This window comes from Methylobacterium sp. 142-1Y (assembly GCF_057747795.1).
The window spans coordinates 664,039-680,803 of the sequence record NZ_JBYLEN010000002.1; the positions used below are offsets into that span (position 1 = coordinate 664,039).

Genomic DNA, 16,765 nt, shown 5'->3' on the forward strand with positions numbered 1-16,765 from the left:
GCGTCCGATGGCAACGCGACCGGGCGCCGCTCTCGCCGGAACGGGACCTTCGTCGATGATTCTCGAGAGAGAACGGAGCCGCCGCTGCTTCGTCTGCGCCGCCGCCATGCTGGCGCCGAGCGACCGCCGCCTGATCGATGCCCGCGGGCGCGAGCGCGCCTTCCCGATGGCCTGCCACTCCTGCGGCGTCCTGACCGAGCGGGACGCGGACCCGGCGGGGAACTGGCGCGACCTCGCCGGGCGCCTCGCCGCGCCGACCTTCGTCCCCGACCCGGACGGTGCTTACGGCCTCGACATCTACACCCTGCGTACCGCCGCGACCCGCCTCGGCCGCGGCCTGCGCCCGCTTGGCCCCGACGATCGTGCGGCGCTCCTGGCGCCTCACAGCCCGCTCGCGGCGCGGGCCGAACTCTACGATCTCGCGGACGGGCCGCCCGTCTCGCTGGGCCTCCTCTGCCGTCCGGCCGAACTCGACGCGGTGCTCGCCGGCCTCGCCTCGCAGGCCGGCTGGACCGACGACGTCGCGATCCTCCTCGACGGCGAGGCCGCGCCGCTGCGGGCGATCCCGGTCGCGGGCTTCGCGGAGGGCGCGGTGCGGATGGCTGTCCGTCCCCTCGCGGGCGACTTCGCCGCGCAGCGCAACGCCCTCCAGGATCTCGCCCGCCACGCCTGGATGCTGCAGCTCGACGCCGACGAGACGCTCGCTCCCGAAACCGGCCGTCTCCTGCCGGCCCTCGCGGCCCTCGCCGAGGACGGCGACGTCCTCTCGGTCGGCCTGCCCCGGTGCAACCGCGTCGACGGAATCATGTCGGATGTCTATCCGGACGTGCAGTACCGGCTGAACCGGGTTCCGGTGCGCTATGCCGGCCGCGTCCACGAGCGCCCGGCCCTCGACGGCGGCTGGCGTCGCAGCCTCATCGCCCTGCACGGCGCGATCGAGCACCGCTTGAGCCGCGACCATGTCCGCGCCCGCTCCCGGGCCTACGAGGCCCTCGATCCCGGGCGCGGCCGGTTGGAGGAGGAGGAGACGCTGTTGCGGCCCTACCGCGCATGAGGTTCACCCACCCCGCGCCGCCGCGATGGCCCGCCCGTACAGATCGAGCGTCGCGTGCGCGAGGCTTCCCCGGGTGAAGCGCCCGGCCGCCGCGAGCGCCCGGGCGCGGTAGGCCCGGCGCAAGCCGGGATCGCGCAGGAGCGGGCGAAGGGCGTCGGCGAGCGCCGGACCGGTGGCCGCCGCCGCGAGCGGGCCGGCCTCGGGCGCGCCGACGAAGGCGCGGGCGCTCGCATCCTCGGCGCAGGCCACCACCGGGCGGCCATAGGCCAGGGCTTCCTGGTAGACGAGGCCGAAGCTCTCGTAGCGCGACGGGGCGAGAACCGCGTGGGCCTCCGCGTAGGCCTCGGCCAAAGCCCCGGCGCCGATCCGGCCGCGGGCGTGGAGGCGCGCCCGGGCCGCGTCGGAGAGGTCCGCCGGCAGGTCGCCGGGCGGCACCCCGACGAGGTCGAGCCGGAACGGCGGCAGGGCGCCCCGCTCCGCCTCCGCCGCGAGGATCGCCAGGGCGCCCATCAGCGCGTCGAAGCCTTTTCGCAGTTCCGCCCGCCCGACGAAGAGCAGGCGCAAAGGCGCGTCCGCCTCCGGATAGGCAGCGTCCCGGGCGCGGCCCGCGACCTCCGGCGGCAGGCTCAGCCCGATCACCGCGTCGGGCTGGCGGCCCGACAGGCGATAGGCCTGCCCGATCACCGCCCCGTGCGCCGCGGTGTTGGCGATGAGGCCGGCACTTCCCCGCGCCTGACGCCGCTCCAGGGCGTCGGCGGTCCCGCCGTCGAGGCGGTCGCGCAAGGACGGGGCCGGCCCGCGGGTGAAGGCCGCCGGGGTCGAGGAGCGCGTCACCAGCGGCAGGTCGCGGCAGCCGGCGAGCAGCACGGCGGGCGCGTACCAGTTCGTCGCCTCGATCACGTCGAACGGGCTGCCGGCATGCGCGGCCAGCACCGCGCGCCGGAACGCCAACGGGGCGGCGAGGTGGCCGACCGATCCCCAGCGGCGTAAACTCGCGAGGCCCCCGGCAGGCGGCAGGGAGATCCCGGCGACCGTCACGCCCCCGACCCGCTCGATGACGGCGCGATCGAGGGTGAACACCGTCACGTCGGCACCGGCCTCGGACAGGCTCTCGGCGATCTCCCGGGCCGCGGTCGAGAGGCCGCTCGGGGCCGGCGGGTAGTCCCAGGCGAGGAGGGCGGTGCGCATCAGGCGGCCAGGAGGCGACGGTAGAGGGCGAGGTAGTCCCGGGCCATGCGCTCGGCGGTGAACCGCTCCTCGAAGCGGCGGCGCACCCCCGCCCGGTCGATCTCGCCGATCCGGGCGAGCGCCGCCACGGCCTCGTCCTCGGAGGCGACGACGAAGCCCGTCACGCCGTCCTCGACGATCTCCGGCACCGAGCCGCGGTTCCAGGCGATCACCGGGGTGCCGCAGGCCATCGCCTCGATCATCACGAGGCCGAACGGCTCCGGCCAGTCGATCGGGAACAGCAGCGCGCGGGCGCCGCGGAGGAGCGCGCCCTTGGCCTGATCGTCCACCGGGCCGAGATAGACCGCGTCGTCGGCGAGCAAGGGGCGGACCTCGCGGTCGAAATAGCCCGGATTGCCGACATCGATCGTGCCGCCGAGCCGGATCGGCAGGCCGGCCTCCCGCGCCACCCGGATCGCGGTGTCGGGCCGCTTCTGGTCGGTCATCCGCCCGACGAAGGCGAGGTGGTCGCCAGCCTCGAGCGACGCCTGGTAGCGGTCGCGGTCGATGCCGTGATGCACGACCCCGGCCCGGTTCGCCGCCGGTATGCCGGCCGCTTGCGCCGCCGAGATCGCCGCGACGGGGAGATCGGGAAAGCCTTCGAAGAACAAAGCCCGGTCGAGCTCGTCGACCCGCCAGTGGATCGTCGTCAGGCTGTGCCGCCTGCGCTCCCCGAGGAGGGCGGCGTGCGCGAACTCGCCGTGGCCATGGACGATGTCGAAGTCGTCGAGGCGCCGGCGCAGGGCCTCGAGCTGCAGGGCGTCGAGGGCGGCCGGCACCCCGGGCGCGACCCGGCCGTAGCGACGCTCCAGGGCCGCGAGGCTCGGATAGCTACCGATACGGGGTAAGTGTGTCGCACTGTCCGTGGGGGCGAACAGCGTTACCTCCACGCCCAAGCTTCTCAGCGCCGTGGCGAGGTCGTGGATGACCCGCTCCGTGCCGCCGTGATGCTCCGGGGGAATGGGAAAGATGTTCGGAGCGATTTGGGCGACGCGGATCACGACATATACCTCACTCGAATCGACCTGTTCTCGGATTTTGTCCGCTGCGGCGGCGGAGTGATGTTCGTTCTGCATGTCGCCCTGCAGGGCTGCCTGCGCGGCCGGGACGTGGTCTATGGGCTCACCGCCGATACCGGCGGCCATATCCGCTACCTGCTCGATCTCGTCGCCGCCTCGGCGCAGGATTCCGATATCGGCCGGATCGTGGTGGCGACGCGCCGGTTCTCCGGCGCGCCCGGCCCCGACTACGCCGTGCCCGAAGAGCGCCTCGGCGACAAGGCCACGCTCGTGCGGCTGTCGAGCGCGTCTCCGGGCTACCGCACCAAGGAGGAGATGCACGCGGAGGTCGCGAGCTTCGCCGAGAGCCTGATCGCCTGGATCGGCGCGCAAGCGCGGGCTCCCGACCTGATCCACGCCCATTACGCCGACGCCGCCGCCGTCGCGGAGATCGTCGAGGACCGGCTCGGGATCCCGTTCGTCTTCACCGCCCACTCGCTCGGCCGGGTCAAGGCGGCGATGCTCGGCAAGGCGGCGGGGCAGCCCGACCTCGCCGGCCGGATCGCCACCGAGGAGCGGGCGCTCGCCCGCGCCGCCCTCGTCATCGCCTCCTCGCGCGACGAGGCGGAGGTGCAGTATGCCGGCTACGACGCCTACGATCCGGGCCGGATCCGCGTCCTGCCGCCGGGCAGCGACCTCGCCCGCTTCGCCGACAGCCGCCCCGATCCGCGGGTCGACGCGACGCTCGCGCGCTTCCTGCACGACCCCGGCAAGCCGGTGCTGCTGGCGCTGGCCCGCCCGGTGGCGCGCAAGAACCTCGCCGCCCTGGTGCGGGCCTACGGCGAGAATCCAGGCCTGCAGGCACGTGCGAACCTCGTCCTGATCGCCGGGACCCGCCAGGACATCGATGCCCTCGACGGCGAGATGGCCGAGACGCTACGCGACCTCCTGGTGCTCATCGACCGCTACGACCTCTACGGCCGGGTCGCCTACCCGAAGAGCCACCGGCCCGAGGACGTGCCGGCGCTCTACGCCCATGCCCGGGTGCGGGGCGGCCTGTTCGTCAACCCGGCCCTCAACGAGCCGTTCGGCCTGACCCTGCTCGAGGCTTCCGCCGCCGGCCTGCCCCTCGTCGCGACCGACAGCGGCGGCCCAAACGACATCGTCGAGACCTGCGGCAACGGCATCCTCGTGGATCCTCGCCGGCCCGACGCCATCGCGGCGGCGGCCCTGCGCCTCCTCGACGATCCCGCCCTCTACACCCGATGCGTCGCCGGCGGCGCGCGGGCGGCGGCAGCTTACGACTGGGACCGGCACGCCGCGCGCTACCACGCCCTGCTGCGCGCACTCGTGACGCCGGTACCGCCCGTGGAGGCGCCGCGCCAGCTCCTGATCTGCGACATCGACAACACGCTGGTCGGGTGCGAGGCGGCTCTCGGCATCTTCCGGCGCTGGCACAGCCGGCAGGCGTCGCTGGCCTTCGGGGTCGCGACCGGGCGCTCGTTCCACAGCGCGATGGCGGTGCTGGAGCAGCAGGACAGCCCGCGGCCGCAGGTGATGATCACCTCGGTCGGCTCCGAGATCCACCACCTCGACGAGAACGGCGTGACCTACACGGCGGATTCCGCCTGGCGCGCGGCGATTCTGCCCGGATGGGAGCGGGAGGCGATCCGCGCCGCGCTCGTCGGCCTCGCCGACCTGGCGCCCCAGGGGCCGCTGGAGCAGCGCGCGCTCAAGCTCAGCTATTTCGGCGGTGCGGCAGCGGCGGCGCAGGTCCGGGCCCGCTTGGGCCAGGCGGGCCTGCGGGCCTCGGTGATCCACAGCCACGGCCGCTACCTCGACGTCCTGCCCGAGCGGGCCTCGAAGGGCAGCGCGGTCGACCACGTGCGCGCCCTCTACCGCCTGCCCGAGCGGGCCGTGTTCGTGGCGGGTGATTCCGGCAACGACGTCGAGATGCTGCGCGCGCGGGTGCAGGCGATCATCGTGGCGAACTATTCCGACGGGCTGGCAGCCCACGCCGCCCTGCAGCACTCCTACGTCGCCCGGGCCTCGCATGCCCGCGGCATCATCGAGGGCGTCGGCCATTTCCGCCGGATGTTCGCGCATGCGACCTGAGGCCTCGCGACCCGAGTCCCCTGCCGCGAGCGTGCTCACCCTGGTGCGCGGGCGCGACGCGTGCCTGCGCCACCTGATGCGGGGTCTCGCCCGCCAGAGCACGCGCCCGCGCGAACTGGTGATCGCCTGGATGCAGGCGGAGCCCGCGCCAGACCTGCCCGATCCCGGCTGCCCGGTGCGCCACCTCCACGTGCCGGGCGAGCCGATGCCGCTCGCGGCCGCCCGCAACCGGGCGGCGGAGGCGGCGGACGGCGACCTGCTGATCTTCCTCGACGTCGACTGCATCCCGGGTGCCGGCCTCGTGTCCGCCTACGCGCAGGCGGCCGCGGAAGGCGACGGCCTGTTCCTCGGCGAGGTCCTGTACCTGCCGCCGGGCGTCGCGCACCTCGACGAGGCCGGCCTCGACCGTCTCGGCCGCACCCATCCGGCCCGGCCCCCGGTGCCGGAAACCGGCCTCCGCCCCGAGCCCGATTCCGGCCAGCTCTGGGGCCTGTCCTTCGCGCTGCCGGCGCGGGCCTGGCGCGCGGTCGGCGGCATGGACGAGGGCTTTGCCGGCTATGGCGGCGAGGAGACCGATCTCGCCGCCCGCCTGAGCGCGAGCGGTCTTCCGACCTTCTGGGTCGGCGGCGCGCGGGCCTATCACCAGCATCACCCGGTCCACGTGCCGCCGCTGCAGCATTTCGCGCCGATCCTCGCCAATGCCGCGCGCTTTCGGGCACGGCACGGGCGCTGGTGCATGACCTACTGGCTCGGCCAGTTCCGCGACGCCGGCCTGATCGCCTGGGACGAGGGCGCGGACGACATCCGCCTCCTGCGCCCCCCGACCCGGCCGGAGATCGCCGCCGCCTTGCGGCCCGACGCCCTTTTTTCTTGAGAGATTTCATGAAGAAGCCGATCGCGTTCTTCGTCCACCACCAGGGACGGGGCCATGCCCGCCGCACGATGGCGGTGGCGGCCGAGTTCGCCCGCGACCGTCCGGTCTCGGTGCTGACCGCCGGCCCGCACCTGTTCGACGGATTCTCCCGCGACATCGAGATCGTGGCGCTGCCGAACATGATCGGCGCCGCGGTGCCGACCCCGCGCCTCCACGCCGAGCCGACGCCGCAGGTGATGCATTGCGTGCCCCTCGGGCTCCCCGAGATGCGCCGGACGATGCGCCGGATCCTCGACCACCTCGACGACCGCGGCATCGGCCTCTTCGTCGTCGATGTCTCGGCGGAGATCGCGCTGTTGTCGCGCATCGCCAGCGTGCCGGCGGTGCAGATCCGCATGCACGGCGACCGCCAGGATATCGGCCATGTCGGCTCCTACGAGGCCTGCGTCGGGATGCTGGCGCCCTTCGACGCCAAACTCGAACAGGACGACTATCCGGCGCATCTTCGCGCCAGGACCTTCTACAGCGGCGGGCTGTGCACCAGCATCGACCGGGTGCCGGACCGGGCCGAGGCGCGGGCGAGCCTCGGCCTCGATCCCGACCGCGAGATCGTCGTGGCGGTGACCGGCGGCGGGGGCAGCGGCACGCCCTACGCCCCCCTCACGGTCGCGGCCCGGGCCGCGCCCGACGCCCTGTGGCTCACCCTCGGGCCGACCCACCGCGAGGGCCACGAGACCGATTTTTCGAACCTGCACGAACTCGGCTGGGTGCCCTCGGTCACCGATTACCTGGCGGCGGCCGACATCGTGGTGGCCTCGGCCGGCGACAACACGGTGCACGAGGTCGCCCGGGTCGGCGGCCGCCTGATCGTGATGCCGGAATGGCGCTATTTCGGCGAGCAGACCCGCAAGGCCGAGGCCCTGGTGCGACTGGGCGCCGCCGTCCAGGCGCCGGTCTGGCCCGGCGACCTCCAGGGCTGGCGCGACCTCCTCGCCCGGGCGCGAGCCCTCGACGGCGAGGCCCTGCGCAGCCTCTACGCGCCGGACGCGGCGTCCCGTGCCGCCGGCTGGCTCGAAGGGCTGACCGACGCGCTCTGGCAAGGCGCCGCCGAGCCTTTGCCGGGCGCCGCCGAGCCTTTGCCAGGCGCCACCGAGCCGGGCGCGCTTCGCGTCGTCGCCGCCGGCTGACGAACCCCATCCTCCTCCTGCTTGCCGGAAAGCTCAGCGCCCGCATGTCCTCCGTGTCCGTCGTCACCCTGGCCAAGGGTCGTCCCGCCCACCTCGCGAACGTGCTCCGCGGCCTGGAACGCCAGACCCGGAAACCCGCCGAGTTCATCGTCGCGGTGATGCAGGACGACCTCTACGACCTGCCCGACGCCTCGTTCCCGGTGCACCAGTTCCGGCTCCCGGGCGAGGCGCTGCCGCTCGCCGCCGCGCGCAACCGCGGCGTCGCGCTCGCCACCGGGGACGCGGTCGTGTTCCTCGACGTCGATTGCATCCCCGCGCCCGACCTCGTCGCCGATTACGCCGCCGGGCTCGCCACCCTCGACGGCCTGCTGATGGGCGAGGTGCTGCACCTGCCCGAGCACGCGACCGCGGGGGACTGGGCCTACGCGGATCTGGCCCGGGTCGCCGAGAAGCATTCCGACCGCCGCGGCCCGCCGGCCGCCGGCCTCGAGATCTGCCACGATTACCGCTGCTTCTGGTCGCTCAACTTCGCGATCCGGCGCGCCACCTTCCTCGCCACCGGCGGCTTCGACGAGCGCTATACCGGCTATGGCGGCGAGGATACCGACTTCGGCAAGCTCCTCGACCGGCGCGGCCTGCCGATCGCCTGGATGAAGGGCGGCCTTGCCTATCACCAGTACCACCCCCACCACATGCCGCCGGTCCACCACCTCGACAGTGTCGTGCGCAATGCCGAATTGTTCGAGGCCAAGTGGGGCTACCGCACCATGGGGCACTGGCTCCATGCCTTCCGGGTGATGGGGCTGATCGACGACACGCCGGACCGGCCGATCCGCATCCTGCGCCGCCCCGATGCCGGCGACCTCGCGCTCACCGGGCAGCAGGGCCACCAGCCCTACACCAACTCGGCCTCGGTCATCCGCGCCATCGAGGCCAGGGAGATCGAGGCCAGGGAGATCGAGATTCGGAAGCAGGCCCCGGTGCCGGCGTGAGGATCGCGCTCCTTGCCCACCTGCGCCACCCGATCGCGCCGCCCTTCGCGGGCGGCTTGGAGGCCTATTGCTGGCACCTGGCGGACGGGCTGACCGCCCGGGGCCACGCGGTGGTGCTGTTCGCCTCCGGCGACAGCGACCCGCGCTTCACCCTCGACCCGGTGATCCCGGTCCACCACGAGAAGAGCTTCCCGGGCCTCGAGCACCGGGGCGATCCCGGCCTCAAGGCCCATGTCGATGCCGGCTACGCCGCCGCCTGCGACCGGATCGCGGCGGGCGGGTTCGACGTCGTGCACAACAACTCCCTGAGCCGCTTGGCCCTGGAGCGGCGGCGCACGGAGGCCGTTCCCACGCTCACCTCCCTGCACGCGCCGCCCTACGACGCCTTGCGCTGGTTCGTGCACGACAGCCCGGCACCCGGGCACCGCATCACCGCGACCTCGGCCGCGCATCTGCGGGCCTGGTGGCCCGACGGCGCCCCACCGGAGGCGGGCGTCCTGCACAACGGCATCGATCCCGCGGCCTGGCCCTACCGCGACGGCGGCGACGGCTCCGCCGTCTGGAGCGGGCGCATCGCTCGCGTGAAGGGCCCGCACCACGCGATCGCGGCCGCGCGGCGCGCCGGCCTGCCCCTGACCCTGTTCGGCCCGATCGAGGAGCCGGATCACTGGGAGACCGACATCCTCCCGCATCTCGGCGGGCCGATCCGCTATGGCGGCCACCTCGCCGGGCCGGCGCTCGCCGCGGAGATCGCCCGCGCCTCGGTCTTCCTGTTCACCCCGTGCTGGGACGAGCCGTTCGGGCTCGCGGCGATCGAGGCGATGGCCTGCGGCCTTCCCGTCGCGGGCTTTGCCCGGGGCGCGGCGGAGGAGGTCGTCGGCGAGGCCGGATGCCTGGTCCCGTCCGGGAACGACGCCGCCCTGGCCGGGGCCATCCCCCGGGCGCTGGCGATCCCGCGCCGCGTCCCGCGCGAGCGGGTGCTGCGCCTGTTCACCCGCGAAAGCTGGCTCGACGCGTGCGAGGCCCTCTACGCGGAGGTCCGCGCCGGCGCAGCGCGTCCCCCGTCATCCGTGTTCCGGGCCGCTCCATGACCCGCCGGACGATCGGCGCCGTGCCAAACCTCTTCGTAGAGCGCGACGATCGCCTCGAGGTCGGGCACGACCGGATTGTTGGACGGTGATCCCGAGGCGAGGGCTTGGCGCGCCATCGTAGGGAGCAACGTCGTCCAGGTTGCCGGATCGACGCCGTAAGCCTCCGGTGACGGGACGGCGAGATCGGCGTTGATGGCGCGCAGCTCGGCCACGAGCGCCTGGGCCGCCGCGGCATCGTCCCGGCCGGCGGCGAGCCCCATCGCGCGGGCACATTCGGCGTACCGCGCCTCGGCGCCGGGTATGCTGTAGGCGGTGATCGTGGGCAGCAGCATGGCGTTGGACAGGCCGTGCGGAATGTGGAAGTGGGCGCCGATCGGCCGGCTCATGCCATGGACGAGGGCGACGGAGCTGTTGGAGAACGCGATCCCGGCCTGCGTCGCGCCCAGCATCAATGCCTCTCGGGCGCAGCGATCGGCTCCGTCGGCATAGGCGCGTCGCAGATGCGGGGCGATGTTCCGGATCGCCGCCAGGGCGAAGCCATCCGAGATCGCGTTGGCGCGACGCGAAACGTAGGCCTCGATCGCATGCGTCAAGGCATCGATCCCGGTGTCGGCGGTCAACCTCGGGGGCTTGCTCAGCGTCAATTCGTAATCGACGACGGCGGCGACGGGCAGAAACGACAAACCGGCGCAGAGCATCTTCTCGGAGGTGTCGGCATCCGTCACCACCGTGAAGCGCGTGACCTCGGAGCCGGTTCCGGCCGTCGTCGGGATCGCGATGACGGGGAGCGCGGGTCCGTTTGCCTGGTGCGGAGCCTTGTAGTCGCGCATCGCGCCGCCCTGGACGCACAGGACGGCGACGGCCTTCGCGGTGTCGATCGGGCTGCCGCCGCCGAGGCCGATCAGGCAATCGAAGCGGCCCGCCTCGACTGCGGCCAGAACGGCGGCGACCGTCCGGGTGTCGGGCTCCGGGATCGTGTCGGAAAAAACGTCCGATTCGATGTCGGCCGAGGCGAGCGTGGCCTGGAGGCGATCGGCGGTCCCATTTCTCACCATCGTCGCGTCCGTCACGATGAGCGGCTTTGCCAGTCGCAAGGTCCTCACTATCTCGGCCGTCTCGGCGATGGCGCCCTGGCCGATGCGAATGATACGCGGCAGCGTGATTTGATAGCTCATCGAATTTCCCCCGATCGGAACAGGATCATGACGTCGCGCAGGTCGACGATGGTTTGCGCCGGATCGTAGATCGGCATCGGGGTGACGCCGAACATCTGGCAGCCGCCGGCCCCCGCACCGAGTCGATCACCCCGAACCAGCCGCCATGGCCGACGGTCGGCTTCGGCGTGTCGAAAGCGCGGGCGGAGGGCCGCCGACCTGCCGATCCATGGCGTGTTACCGGCGGACCGGACGGGTGCCGGACCCACACGACACGGCCGCGGTCAGATCACGTCCTGCACGCGGATCCAGGTCGCCTCGAGATGGCGGGCGATCACCGCCGCGAGGCGGTCGGCGTCGCGGGCCTCGAGGGCCTGCACCATCTCCTCGTGCTCGGCCACCGCGCCGGCCCACTTGTCCGGCGCGTCGCTGCCCACGAAGCGGATCCGGCGCAGGCGCGACTGGATCCCCTCGTGGGTGGCGGCCAGGAACGCATTGCCCGACAGGGTGGCGAGACCGGCATGGAACGCCTGGTTGCGCTTGAAGTATTCGAGCCGGGTGCGGGTCGCGTAGTAGGTCATCATCTCGTCGTGCAGCCGGCGCAGAGCCGCGATCTCGGCGTCGCTCGCCCGTCGGCAGGCGAGGCGGGCCGCCGTCGTCTCCAGGGCGGCCAGCACGTCCAGCATGTCGCGCACGTCGCGGGGCGTGAGGCGGCGCACCACGGCGCCGCGCCCGGGCACCAGCTCGATCAGGCCCTCGCTCGCGAGGAACTTCAGCGCCTCGCGCAACGGGGTGCGCGATACCCCGAGGGCCTGCCCGAGCTGTCCTTCGTGGATGCGGCTCTCGGGGGCGAGGTGACCCTCGATGATGAGGTCGCGGATGCGCCCGACGAGTTCGTCGTGGAGGGTCCGCCGGCTGACCGGCACCATCGGGTCGAGGGCCGACAGCCCCTCGTTGCTCACGTCCATCATACGCCTCTCAGCCGTCGGCCCTCCTAGCATGAGGCTCCGTCTCCCTCCACTCGCGACCTGTCATAGGCCCACAAACACCGTCGCATCCTGTATTCCTGCATACAGCATTCTTGCGTGCAGGACATCGCGGATCTATAGAACGGGTCGATCCGAGCAAAAGCCAGGTCTCCCGCATGCCCGACTCGTCCGCCGACCCGCTGCGCCCCGTCCTCGCCGTCGCCATCGGCGACCCGGCGGGGATCGGACCCGAGCTCGCCGCCAAGGTCGCGGCCGATCCGGAGATCCGCTCCGCCGCCCGCCTGCTGATCGTCGGCGATGCCCGCGTCCTGGAACGCGGCGCGGCGCAGGCCGGCCTGTCCCTCGACGTCGAGGTGCGGCGGCCGGGCCAGGATCCGACGCCCGGCGAGCGTCCGGTGCTGCTCGATCTCGGCCATCTCGACCCCGACGGGATCACGCTGGGCGAGGTACAGCGGGAGGGCGGCGCCTTCGCGCTGCGCAACTTCCGCGAGGCGATCGGCCTCGCCGCCTCGGGCGTCGCGGGCGCGGTCTGCTTCACCCCGTTCAACAAGGCGGCGATGCGCCTCGCTCACCCGCCCTACGACGACGAGATCGGCTTCACCGCCGAGGTGCTGGGGCTCGCGGATGTCCCGGCCAAGGAGTTCAACATCCTCGAAGGATTGTGGAACGCCCGCATCACCTCGCACGTGCCGCTCTCGGCGGTGGCCTCGCTCATCACCTACGATGCCGTGCTGGAAGGCCTGCGGCTCACCGATCGCTCGCTCAAGGACAGCGGATTTCCCGCGCCGCGCATCGCGGTGGCGGGCCTCAACCCGCATGCCGGCGACGGCGGCAATTTCGGCCACGAGGACGACGCGATCATCGCGCCCGCCGTCGCGGCCGGCCGGCGGGAGGGCATCGACGCGCAGGGGCCGTTTCCGCCCGACACCGTCTTCCTGCGGGCCACCAAGGGAGCCTTCGACGCGGTGCTGACGATGTACCACGACCAGGGCCAGATCGCCATGAAGCTCATCGGCTTCGACCGCGGCGTGACCCTGCTCGGCGGCTTCCCCTTCCCGATCTGCACTCCCGCCCACGGCTCGGCCTACGACATCGCCGGCCAGGGCATCGCCAATCCCGGCGCCAGCCGGGCTGCCCTGCTGCTCGCCGCCCGGATGGCCGGCAGGGGCGCGGTGCGGCAGGCGGCGTGAGCGCCTGACCGGCGCAATCTGCGCGACGACGTCACCGGCACCCCACTCGCGACCTCATCCTGAGATGCTGCTGCATGCAGCAGCCTCGAAGGAGGGCTTCAGCCAAAGCTGCGGCTTCTGGAGGCCTCCTTCGAGGTCAGTCGATCGCTGATCGACCGACACCTCAGGATGAGGTCGAGGGCGAGGCGAAGCAGACAATCGATAAAAATCAAAACAAGAAACCGCACGATCATGAAAAACCATGACGACGGGAGGAAATCATGTTCGGGTATCGCCGCGGAGGCGCGCCGCTCAACGTCCTGATCCTGCTCTCCACGATGTCGTTCCTGCTCTACGTCGACCGGGTCAACCTGTCGACGGCGGCCTCCTCGATCCAGGCCGAGCTGGGGATGACCAACACCCAGCTCGGCATCGCCTTCTCGGCCTTCGCCTATTCCTACGCGGTGTTCCAGGTGATCGGCGGCTGGATCGCCGACCGGATCGGCTCGCGGGTGACGCTGCTGGTCTGCGGCCTGATCTGGGTTCTGACCACGATCGGCACCGGGCTCGTCGGCAGCTTTGCGGCCTTGCTCGCCGTGCGCTTCGTCCTCGGCATCGGCGAGGGCGCGACGCTCCCCGCCGCCGGCCGGGCCCTCACCAACTGGACGCCGCGCGCCCGGCGCGGCTTCGCGCAGGGGATCACCCATTCCTGCTCGCGCCTGGGCAACGCGGTCACCCCGCCGCTCGTCGCCCTCCTCATCCTCACCCTGTCGTGGCGGATGTCGTTCGTGGTGCTGGGCGCGGTCACCGCCGTCTGGGTCGCGGCCTGGTGGCGCTACTTCCGGGACGATCCGCGCACCCATCGCGGCGTGATCGCCGACGACCTCGCCGACGTGCCGCCCTACGACTTGAGCAAGGGCAAGGCCGACGCGGTGCCGTGGGGACCGCTCCTGCGCCGCATGGCCCCGACCATGATGGTCTATTTCTGCTACGGCTGGACCGGCTGGCTGTTCTTCACCTGGCTGCCGGTATTCTTCAAGCACGGCTACGATCTCGACATCAAGAACTCGGCGATCCTGTCCTCCGGCGTGTTCTTCGCCGGCGTCGTCGGCGACACCGTCGGCGGGGTGATCTGCGACTGGGTCTACCGCCGCACCGGCAGCCTGGAGGCGGCGCGCGCCCGGGTCATCCTGGTCAGCTTCCTGGGCGCCGCCGCCTTCCTGGTCCCGGTCCTGTTCGTGCGCGACCTCACCGCCATCGCGCTCCTGCTCAGCGGCGCGTTCTTCATGATCGAATTGACGATCGGGCCGATCTGGGCCGTGCCGATGGACGTGGCGCCGCGCCACGCCGGCACCGCGAGCGGGCTGATGAATGCGGGCTCGGCGGTGGCCGGCATCCTCTCGCCGATCCTGTTCGGCCTCATCATCGACGCCACCGGGAACTGGACCCTGCCCTTCGCCGGCTCGATCGGCCTGCTCCTCGTCGGCGCCGCCGCGACCTTCCGGATCAAGCCCCAGGTGCAGGTCGCGGGCTCAGCCCCGGCCGTCGCCCACGCGGTCCCGGCCGAGTGAGCGCCGCCATGGCCGATCCCATCTCCTTCCTGAACGAGATCCTGCCCGAGGGAATCGTCGACGCCCATCACCACCTCTGGGCCTTGCAGGACGGCCATTATCCCTGGCTCCAGGAGGGCTATGCCGGCGCGGCGTTCTTCCTCGGCCCCTACGAAGCCTTGCGCCGCGACTACGCGGTCGCCGACCTGCGGCGGGATTGCCGGCCGCTCCGCCTCGCCGCCACCGTCCATGTCGAGGCGGAGCGCGCCCGCGACGAGCAGGTGGCGGAGACCCGCTTTCTCGACGCCGTGCGGGCCCACGACGGCCTGCCGGGCGTCACGGTCGGCCACGTCTCGTTCCTCCAGCACGACCTCGATGCGGTGCTGGCCGCGCACCGCGAGAGCCCCGCTTTCCGGGGCGTCCGCTCGAAGCCGGTCACCGCCGCGGCACCCGGCCTGTCGGTCGCCGGCGAGGCGGGCTCGCTCCAGGACGAGGCCTGGCGCGCGGGCCTCGCGCGCCTTCCCGCGCACGGCCTGTCCTGGGATCTGCGGGTGCCGTTCTGGCACCTGACGGAGGCCGCCGCGGTCGTAGCCGGGCTGCCGGGCCTGTCGGTCGTGCTCAACCATTGCGGCCTGCCGCTCGACCGCTCCGAGGCCGGGCTGTCCGCCTGGCGCCGGGGCATGGAGGCCCTGGCGGCCTTGCCGCAGGTCAGCGTCAAGCTCTCCGAGTTCGGCCTGCGCGGCGGGCGCTTCGACGAGGCCAGCACCGTGCGGGTGGTCGCCGAGACGGTCGCGCTCTTCGGCGACGACCGCGTGATGTTCGCCAGCAACCTGCCGGTCAGCGGCCTCTCGGCCGACGTGCCCAGGATCGTCACGGCGGTGATGCGCGGCCTCGGCACCCGCGATCCGGAGCGGCTGCGCAAGGTGTTCTCGGAGACCGCCCGGCGCGTCTACCGGATGTGATCGACACGCGACGACCAACAACAACCCCGCAACGCCAGACAATTCGTGGGAGGAAACCGTCATGTCCACCATCGCCATGCCGGCCGCGAGCGCCGGCCTCTCGATCCGGGATTCGGCCTACAGGAAGGCGACGGCGCGCATCGTGCCCCTGCTGATCCTGGCCTTCCTCGCGGCCTATCTCGACCGGGTCAATGTCGGCTTCGCCAAGCTCCAGATGGCCTCCGACCTGCAATTCAGCGACGCGGTCTACGGCGCCGGCGCCGGCATCTTCTTTCTCGGCTACTTCCTGTTCGAGTTGCCGAGCAACCTGATCCTGCACCGGGTCGGCGCCCGCACCTGGCTCGCCCGGATCATGGTGACGTGGGGCCTGATCTCGGCCGCCACGATGCTGGTGCAGACCGCCTGGCAGTTCTACGCCGTGCGCTTCGCCCTCGGTCTCGCCGAGGCCGGCTTCATGCCCGGCGTGATCTATTACCTGAGCGCCTGGTTCCCGGCCGAGCGCCGCGGCCGGGTGGTGGGCCTGTTCTTCATCGGGCTCGGCGTCGCCGGGCTGATCGGCGGCCCGGTCTCGGGCCTGATCCTCGGACGGATGTCGGGTGTGCTCGGCTATGCCGGCTGGCAGTGGCTGTTCCTGCTCGAATCGCTGCCGAGCGTCGTCATCGGCATCGCCCTGCTGCTGCTGCTCGAGGACCGGGTCGAGCAGGCGCGCTGGCTCGACGCGCCGGAGAAGGCGGCGATCGCCGAGGACCTCGCCGCGGAGCGGGCGGCCAAGCCCGCGCTGACCCTGCGTGCCGCGTTGACCAACCGCTACCTGATCCTGATGACCGGGATCTTCTTCATCTGCAACCTGTGCCTCTACGGCCTGAACTTCTGGCTGCCGACGCTCATCACCAATATGGGCGTCAAGGACCCGGCGATGGTCGGATTGGTCTCGGCCCTGCCGAGCCTGTGCGCCATCGCCTCGATGGTGCTGGTCAGCCGCAGCTCCGACCGGTTCCGCGAGCGCCGCTGGCACCTCGCCGGGCTCTACCTGACGGGCGCGGTCGGCCTCGGGCTCTCGGTGCTGTGGCAGAGCCAGCCGGTCCTCGGCGTGTTCGCGCTCTGCATCGCCACCGCGGGCATCCTCGCCATCCCGCCGCTGTTCTGGAACCTGCCGACCGCCATGCTCTCGGGCGTCGCCGCGGCGGGCGGGCTCGCGGTGCTGAACTCGTTTGCCAACCTCTCGGGCTTCTTCGGCCCGGCCATCGTCGGCTGGACCTCGCAGGCGACCGGCAAGACCGAGCTCTCGATCCTGTTCCTCGCCGCGACCCTGGTGCTGGCCGCGGGCCTGATCTTCCTGATCCCGGCCCGGCTGGTGAACCGCTGAGCAGGGCGCCGCCGCAACCATCACCGCCCAAGGGGCT

General features: G+C 72.3%; 14 protein-coding genes and 1 pseudogene. 10 read left to right on the plus strand and 5 right to left on the minus strand.

Features of this window, described 5'->3' with window-relative positions; genetic code table 11:
* Positions 1 to 55: 55 nt before the first annotated feature.
* Complete coding sequence (locus AC3AOF_RS33030) at positions 56 to 1,054, plus strand: glycosyltransferase family protein (RefSeq protein WP_488349236.1); 999 nt, start codon at positions 56 to 58, stop codon at positions 1,052 to 1,054.
* 3 nt (positions 1,055 to 1,057) lie between these two features.
* Here AC3AOF_RS33030 and AC3AOF_RS33035 read toward each other — a convergent pair whose 3' ends face one another.
* Together AC3AOF_RS33035 and AC3AOF_RS33040 are read right to left on the minus strand one after the other, a co-directional pair.
* A complete protein-coding gene (locus AC3AOF_RS33035; protein ID WP_488349237.1) occupies positions 1,058 to 2,242 on the minus strand; it encodes a glycosyltransferase family 4 protein in 1,185 nt (394 codons plus the stop codon).
* A complete protein-coding gene (locus AC3AOF_RS33040) occupies positions 2,242 to 3,282 on the minus strand; it encodes a glycosyltransferase family 4 protein (protein ID WP_236993171.1) in 1,041 nt (346 codons plus the stop codon). The genes AC3AOF_RS33035 and AC3AOF_RS33040 overlap by 1 nt, the downstream gene beginning before the upstream one ends.
* A 60-nt stretch (positions 3,283 to 3,342) precedes the next feature.
* Here AC3AOF_RS33040 and AC3AOF_RS33045 point away from each other — a divergent pair, with 60 nt between their 5' ends.
* Genes AC3AOF_RS33045 through AC3AOF_RS33065 form a run of 5 tightly spaced genes read left to right on the plus strand, consistent with a single transcriptional unit; the run spans position 3,343 to position 9,538 of the window.
* Positions 3,343 to 5,394, plus strand: coding sequence for an HAD-IIB family hydrolase (locus AC3AOF_RS33045; protein WP_488349238.1), 2,052 nt, complete (start codon positions 3,343 to 3,345; stop codon positions 5,392 to 5,394).
* Positions 5,384 to 6,268 (plus strand): glycosyltransferase family 2 protein, encoded by an 885-nt coding sequence (locus AC3AOF_RS33050; RefSeq protein ID WP_488349239.1) that lies wholly within the window; start codon positions 5,384 to 5,386, stop codon positions 6,266 to 6,268. Before AC3AOF_RS33045 ends, AC3AOF_RS33050 begins: the two co-directional genes overlap by 11 nt.
* A gap of 8 nt (positions 6,269 to 6,276) precedes the next feature.
* Positions 6,277 to 7,455, plus strand: coding sequence for a glycosyltransferase (locus AC3AOF_RS33055; RefSeq protein WP_488349240.1), 1,179 nt, complete (start codon positions 6,277 to 6,279; stop codon positions 7,453 to 7,455).
* 44 nt (positions 7,456 to 7,499) lie between these two features.
* Positions 7,500 to 8,447: a galactosyltransferase-related protein gene (locus tag AC3AOF_RS33060; protein ID WP_236993167.1), complete on the plus strand. Its 948-nt coding sequence runs from the start codon at positions 7,500 to 7,502 to the stop codon at positions 8,445 to 8,447.
* Positions 8,444 to 9,538: a glycosyltransferase gene (locus tag AC3AOF_RS33065; protein ID WP_236993166.1), complete on the plus strand. Its 1,095-nt coding sequence runs from the start codon at positions 8,444 to 8,446 to the stop codon at positions 9,536 to 9,538. Before AC3AOF_RS33060 ends, AC3AOF_RS33065 begins: the two co-directional genes overlap by 4 nt.
* On the opposite strand, the gene AC3AOF_RS33070 is transcribed toward AC3AOF_RS33065, so the two are convergent.
* The 3 genes and pseudogenes from AC3AOF_RS33070 to AC3AOF_RS33080 all read right to left on the minus strand — a co-directional run bounded on the left by AC3AOF_RS33070 (position 9,475) and on the right by AC3AOF_RS33080 (position 11,663).
* Positions 9,475 to 10,713 carry an iron-containing alcohol dehydrogenase gene (locus AC3AOF_RS33070; protein WP_488349241.1) on the minus strand — a complete coding sequence of 413 codons (1,239 nt, stop codon included), beginning with the start codon at positions 10,711 to 10,713 and terminating at the stop codon, positions 9,475 to 9,477. The genes AC3AOF_RS33065 and AC3AOF_RS33070 overlap by 64 nt on opposite strands.
* Positions 10,714 to 10,715: 2 nt before the next feature.
* A pseudogene (locus tag AC3AOF_RS33075) lies at positions 10,716 to 10,885 on the minus strand (allophanate hydrolase); the annotation flags it as partial.
* A gap of 91 nt (positions 10,886 to 10,976) precedes the next feature.
* Positions 10,977 to 11,663, minus strand: coding sequence for a GntR family transcriptional regulator (locus tag AC3AOF_RS33080; RefSeq protein WP_236993164.1), 687 nt, complete (start codon positions 11,661 to 11,663; stop codon positions 10,977 to 10,979).
* Positions 11,664 to 11,836: 173 nt separating this feature from the next.
* On the opposite strand from AC3AOF_RS33080, the gene AC3AOF_RS33085 reads away from it, so the two are divergent.
* The 4 genes from AC3AOF_RS33085 to AC3AOF_RS33100 all read left to right on the plus strand — a co-directional run bounded on the left by AC3AOF_RS33085 (position 11,837) and on the right by AC3AOF_RS33100 (position 16,728).
* The gene (locus AC3AOF_RS33085) at positions 11,837 to 12,871 is read left to right on the plus strand and encodes a 4-hydroxythreonine-4-phosphate dehydrogenase PdxA (RefSeq protein WP_236993163.1); all 1,035 of its coding nucleotides are present in this window, start codon (positions 11,837 to 11,839) and stop codon (positions 12,869 to 12,871) included.
* A 260-nt stretch (positions 12,872 to 13,131) separates the two neighbouring features.
* Entirely contained in the window at positions 13,132 to 14,421 is a 1,290-nt protein-coding gene (locus AC3AOF_RS33090) for an MFS transporter (protein WP_488349242.1), read from the plus strand.
* A gap of 8 nt (positions 14,422 to 14,429) precedes the next feature.
* Complete coding sequence (locus AC3AOF_RS33095; protein ID WP_488349243.1) at positions 14,430 to 15,362, plus strand: amidohydrolase family protein; 933 nt, start codon at positions 14,430 to 14,432, stop codon at positions 15,360 to 15,362.
* Positions 15,363 to 15,423: 61 nt separating this feature from the next.
* On the plus strand, positions 15,424 to 16,728 hold the full coding sequence (locus AC3AOF_RS33100) for an MFS transporter (protein ID WP_236993160.1): 1,305 nt from the start codon (positions 15,424 to 15,426) through the stop codon (positions 16,726 to 16,728).
* The last annotated feature ends 37 nt before the right edge of the window (positions 16,729 to 16,765 follow it).

Coding starts and splice junctions, on each gene's coding strand:
- AC3AOF_RS33030 (WP_488349236.1), top strand. CDS start 56: ATGATTCTCGAGAGAGAACGGAGCCGCCGCTGCTTCGTCTGCGCCGCC.
- AC3AOF_RS33035 (WP_488349237.1), bottom strand. CDS start 2,242: ATGCGCACCGCCCTCCTCGCCTGGGACTACCCGCCGGCCCCGAGCGGC.
- AC3AOF_RS33045 (WP_488349238.1), top strand. CDS start 3,343: ATGTTCGTTCTGCATGTCGCCCTGCAGGGCTGCCTGCGCGGCCGGGAC.
- AC3AOF_RS33050 (WP_488349239.1), top strand. CDS start 5,384: ATGCGACCTGAGGCCTCGCGACCCGAGTCCCCTGCCGCGAGCGTGCTC.
- AC3AOF_RS33055 (WP_488349240.1), top strand. CDS start 6,277: ATGAAGAAGCCGATCGCGTTCTTCGTCCACCACCAGGGACGGGGCCAT.
- AC3AOF_RS33060 (WP_236993167.1), top strand. CDS start 7,500: ATGTCCTCCGTGTCCGTCGTCACCCTGGCCAAGGGTCGTCCCGCCCAC.
- AC3AOF_RS33070 (WP_488349241.1), bottom strand. CDS start 10,713: ATGAGCTATCAAATCACGCTGCCGCGTATCATTCGCATCGGCCAGGGC.
- AC3AOF_RS33080 (WP_236993164.1), bottom strand. CDS start 11,663: ATGATGGACGTGAGCAACGAGGGGCTGTCGGCCCTCGACCCGATGGTG.
- AC3AOF_RS33085 (WP_236993163.1), top strand. CDS start 11,837: ATGCCCGACTCGTCCGCCGACCCGCTGCGCCCCGTCCTCGCCGTCGCC.
- AC3AOF_RS33090 (WP_488349242.1), top strand. CDS start 13,132: ATGTTCGGGTATCGCCGCGGAGGCGCGCCGCTCAACGTCCTGATCCTG.
- AC3AOF_RS33095 (WP_488349243.1), top strand. CDS start 14,430: ATGGCCGATCCCATCTCCTTCCTGAACGAGATCCTGCCCGAGGGAATC.
- AC3AOF_RS33100 (WP_236993160.1), top strand. CDS start 15,424: ATGTCCACCATCGCCATGCCGGCCGCGAGCGCCGGCCTCTCGATCCGG.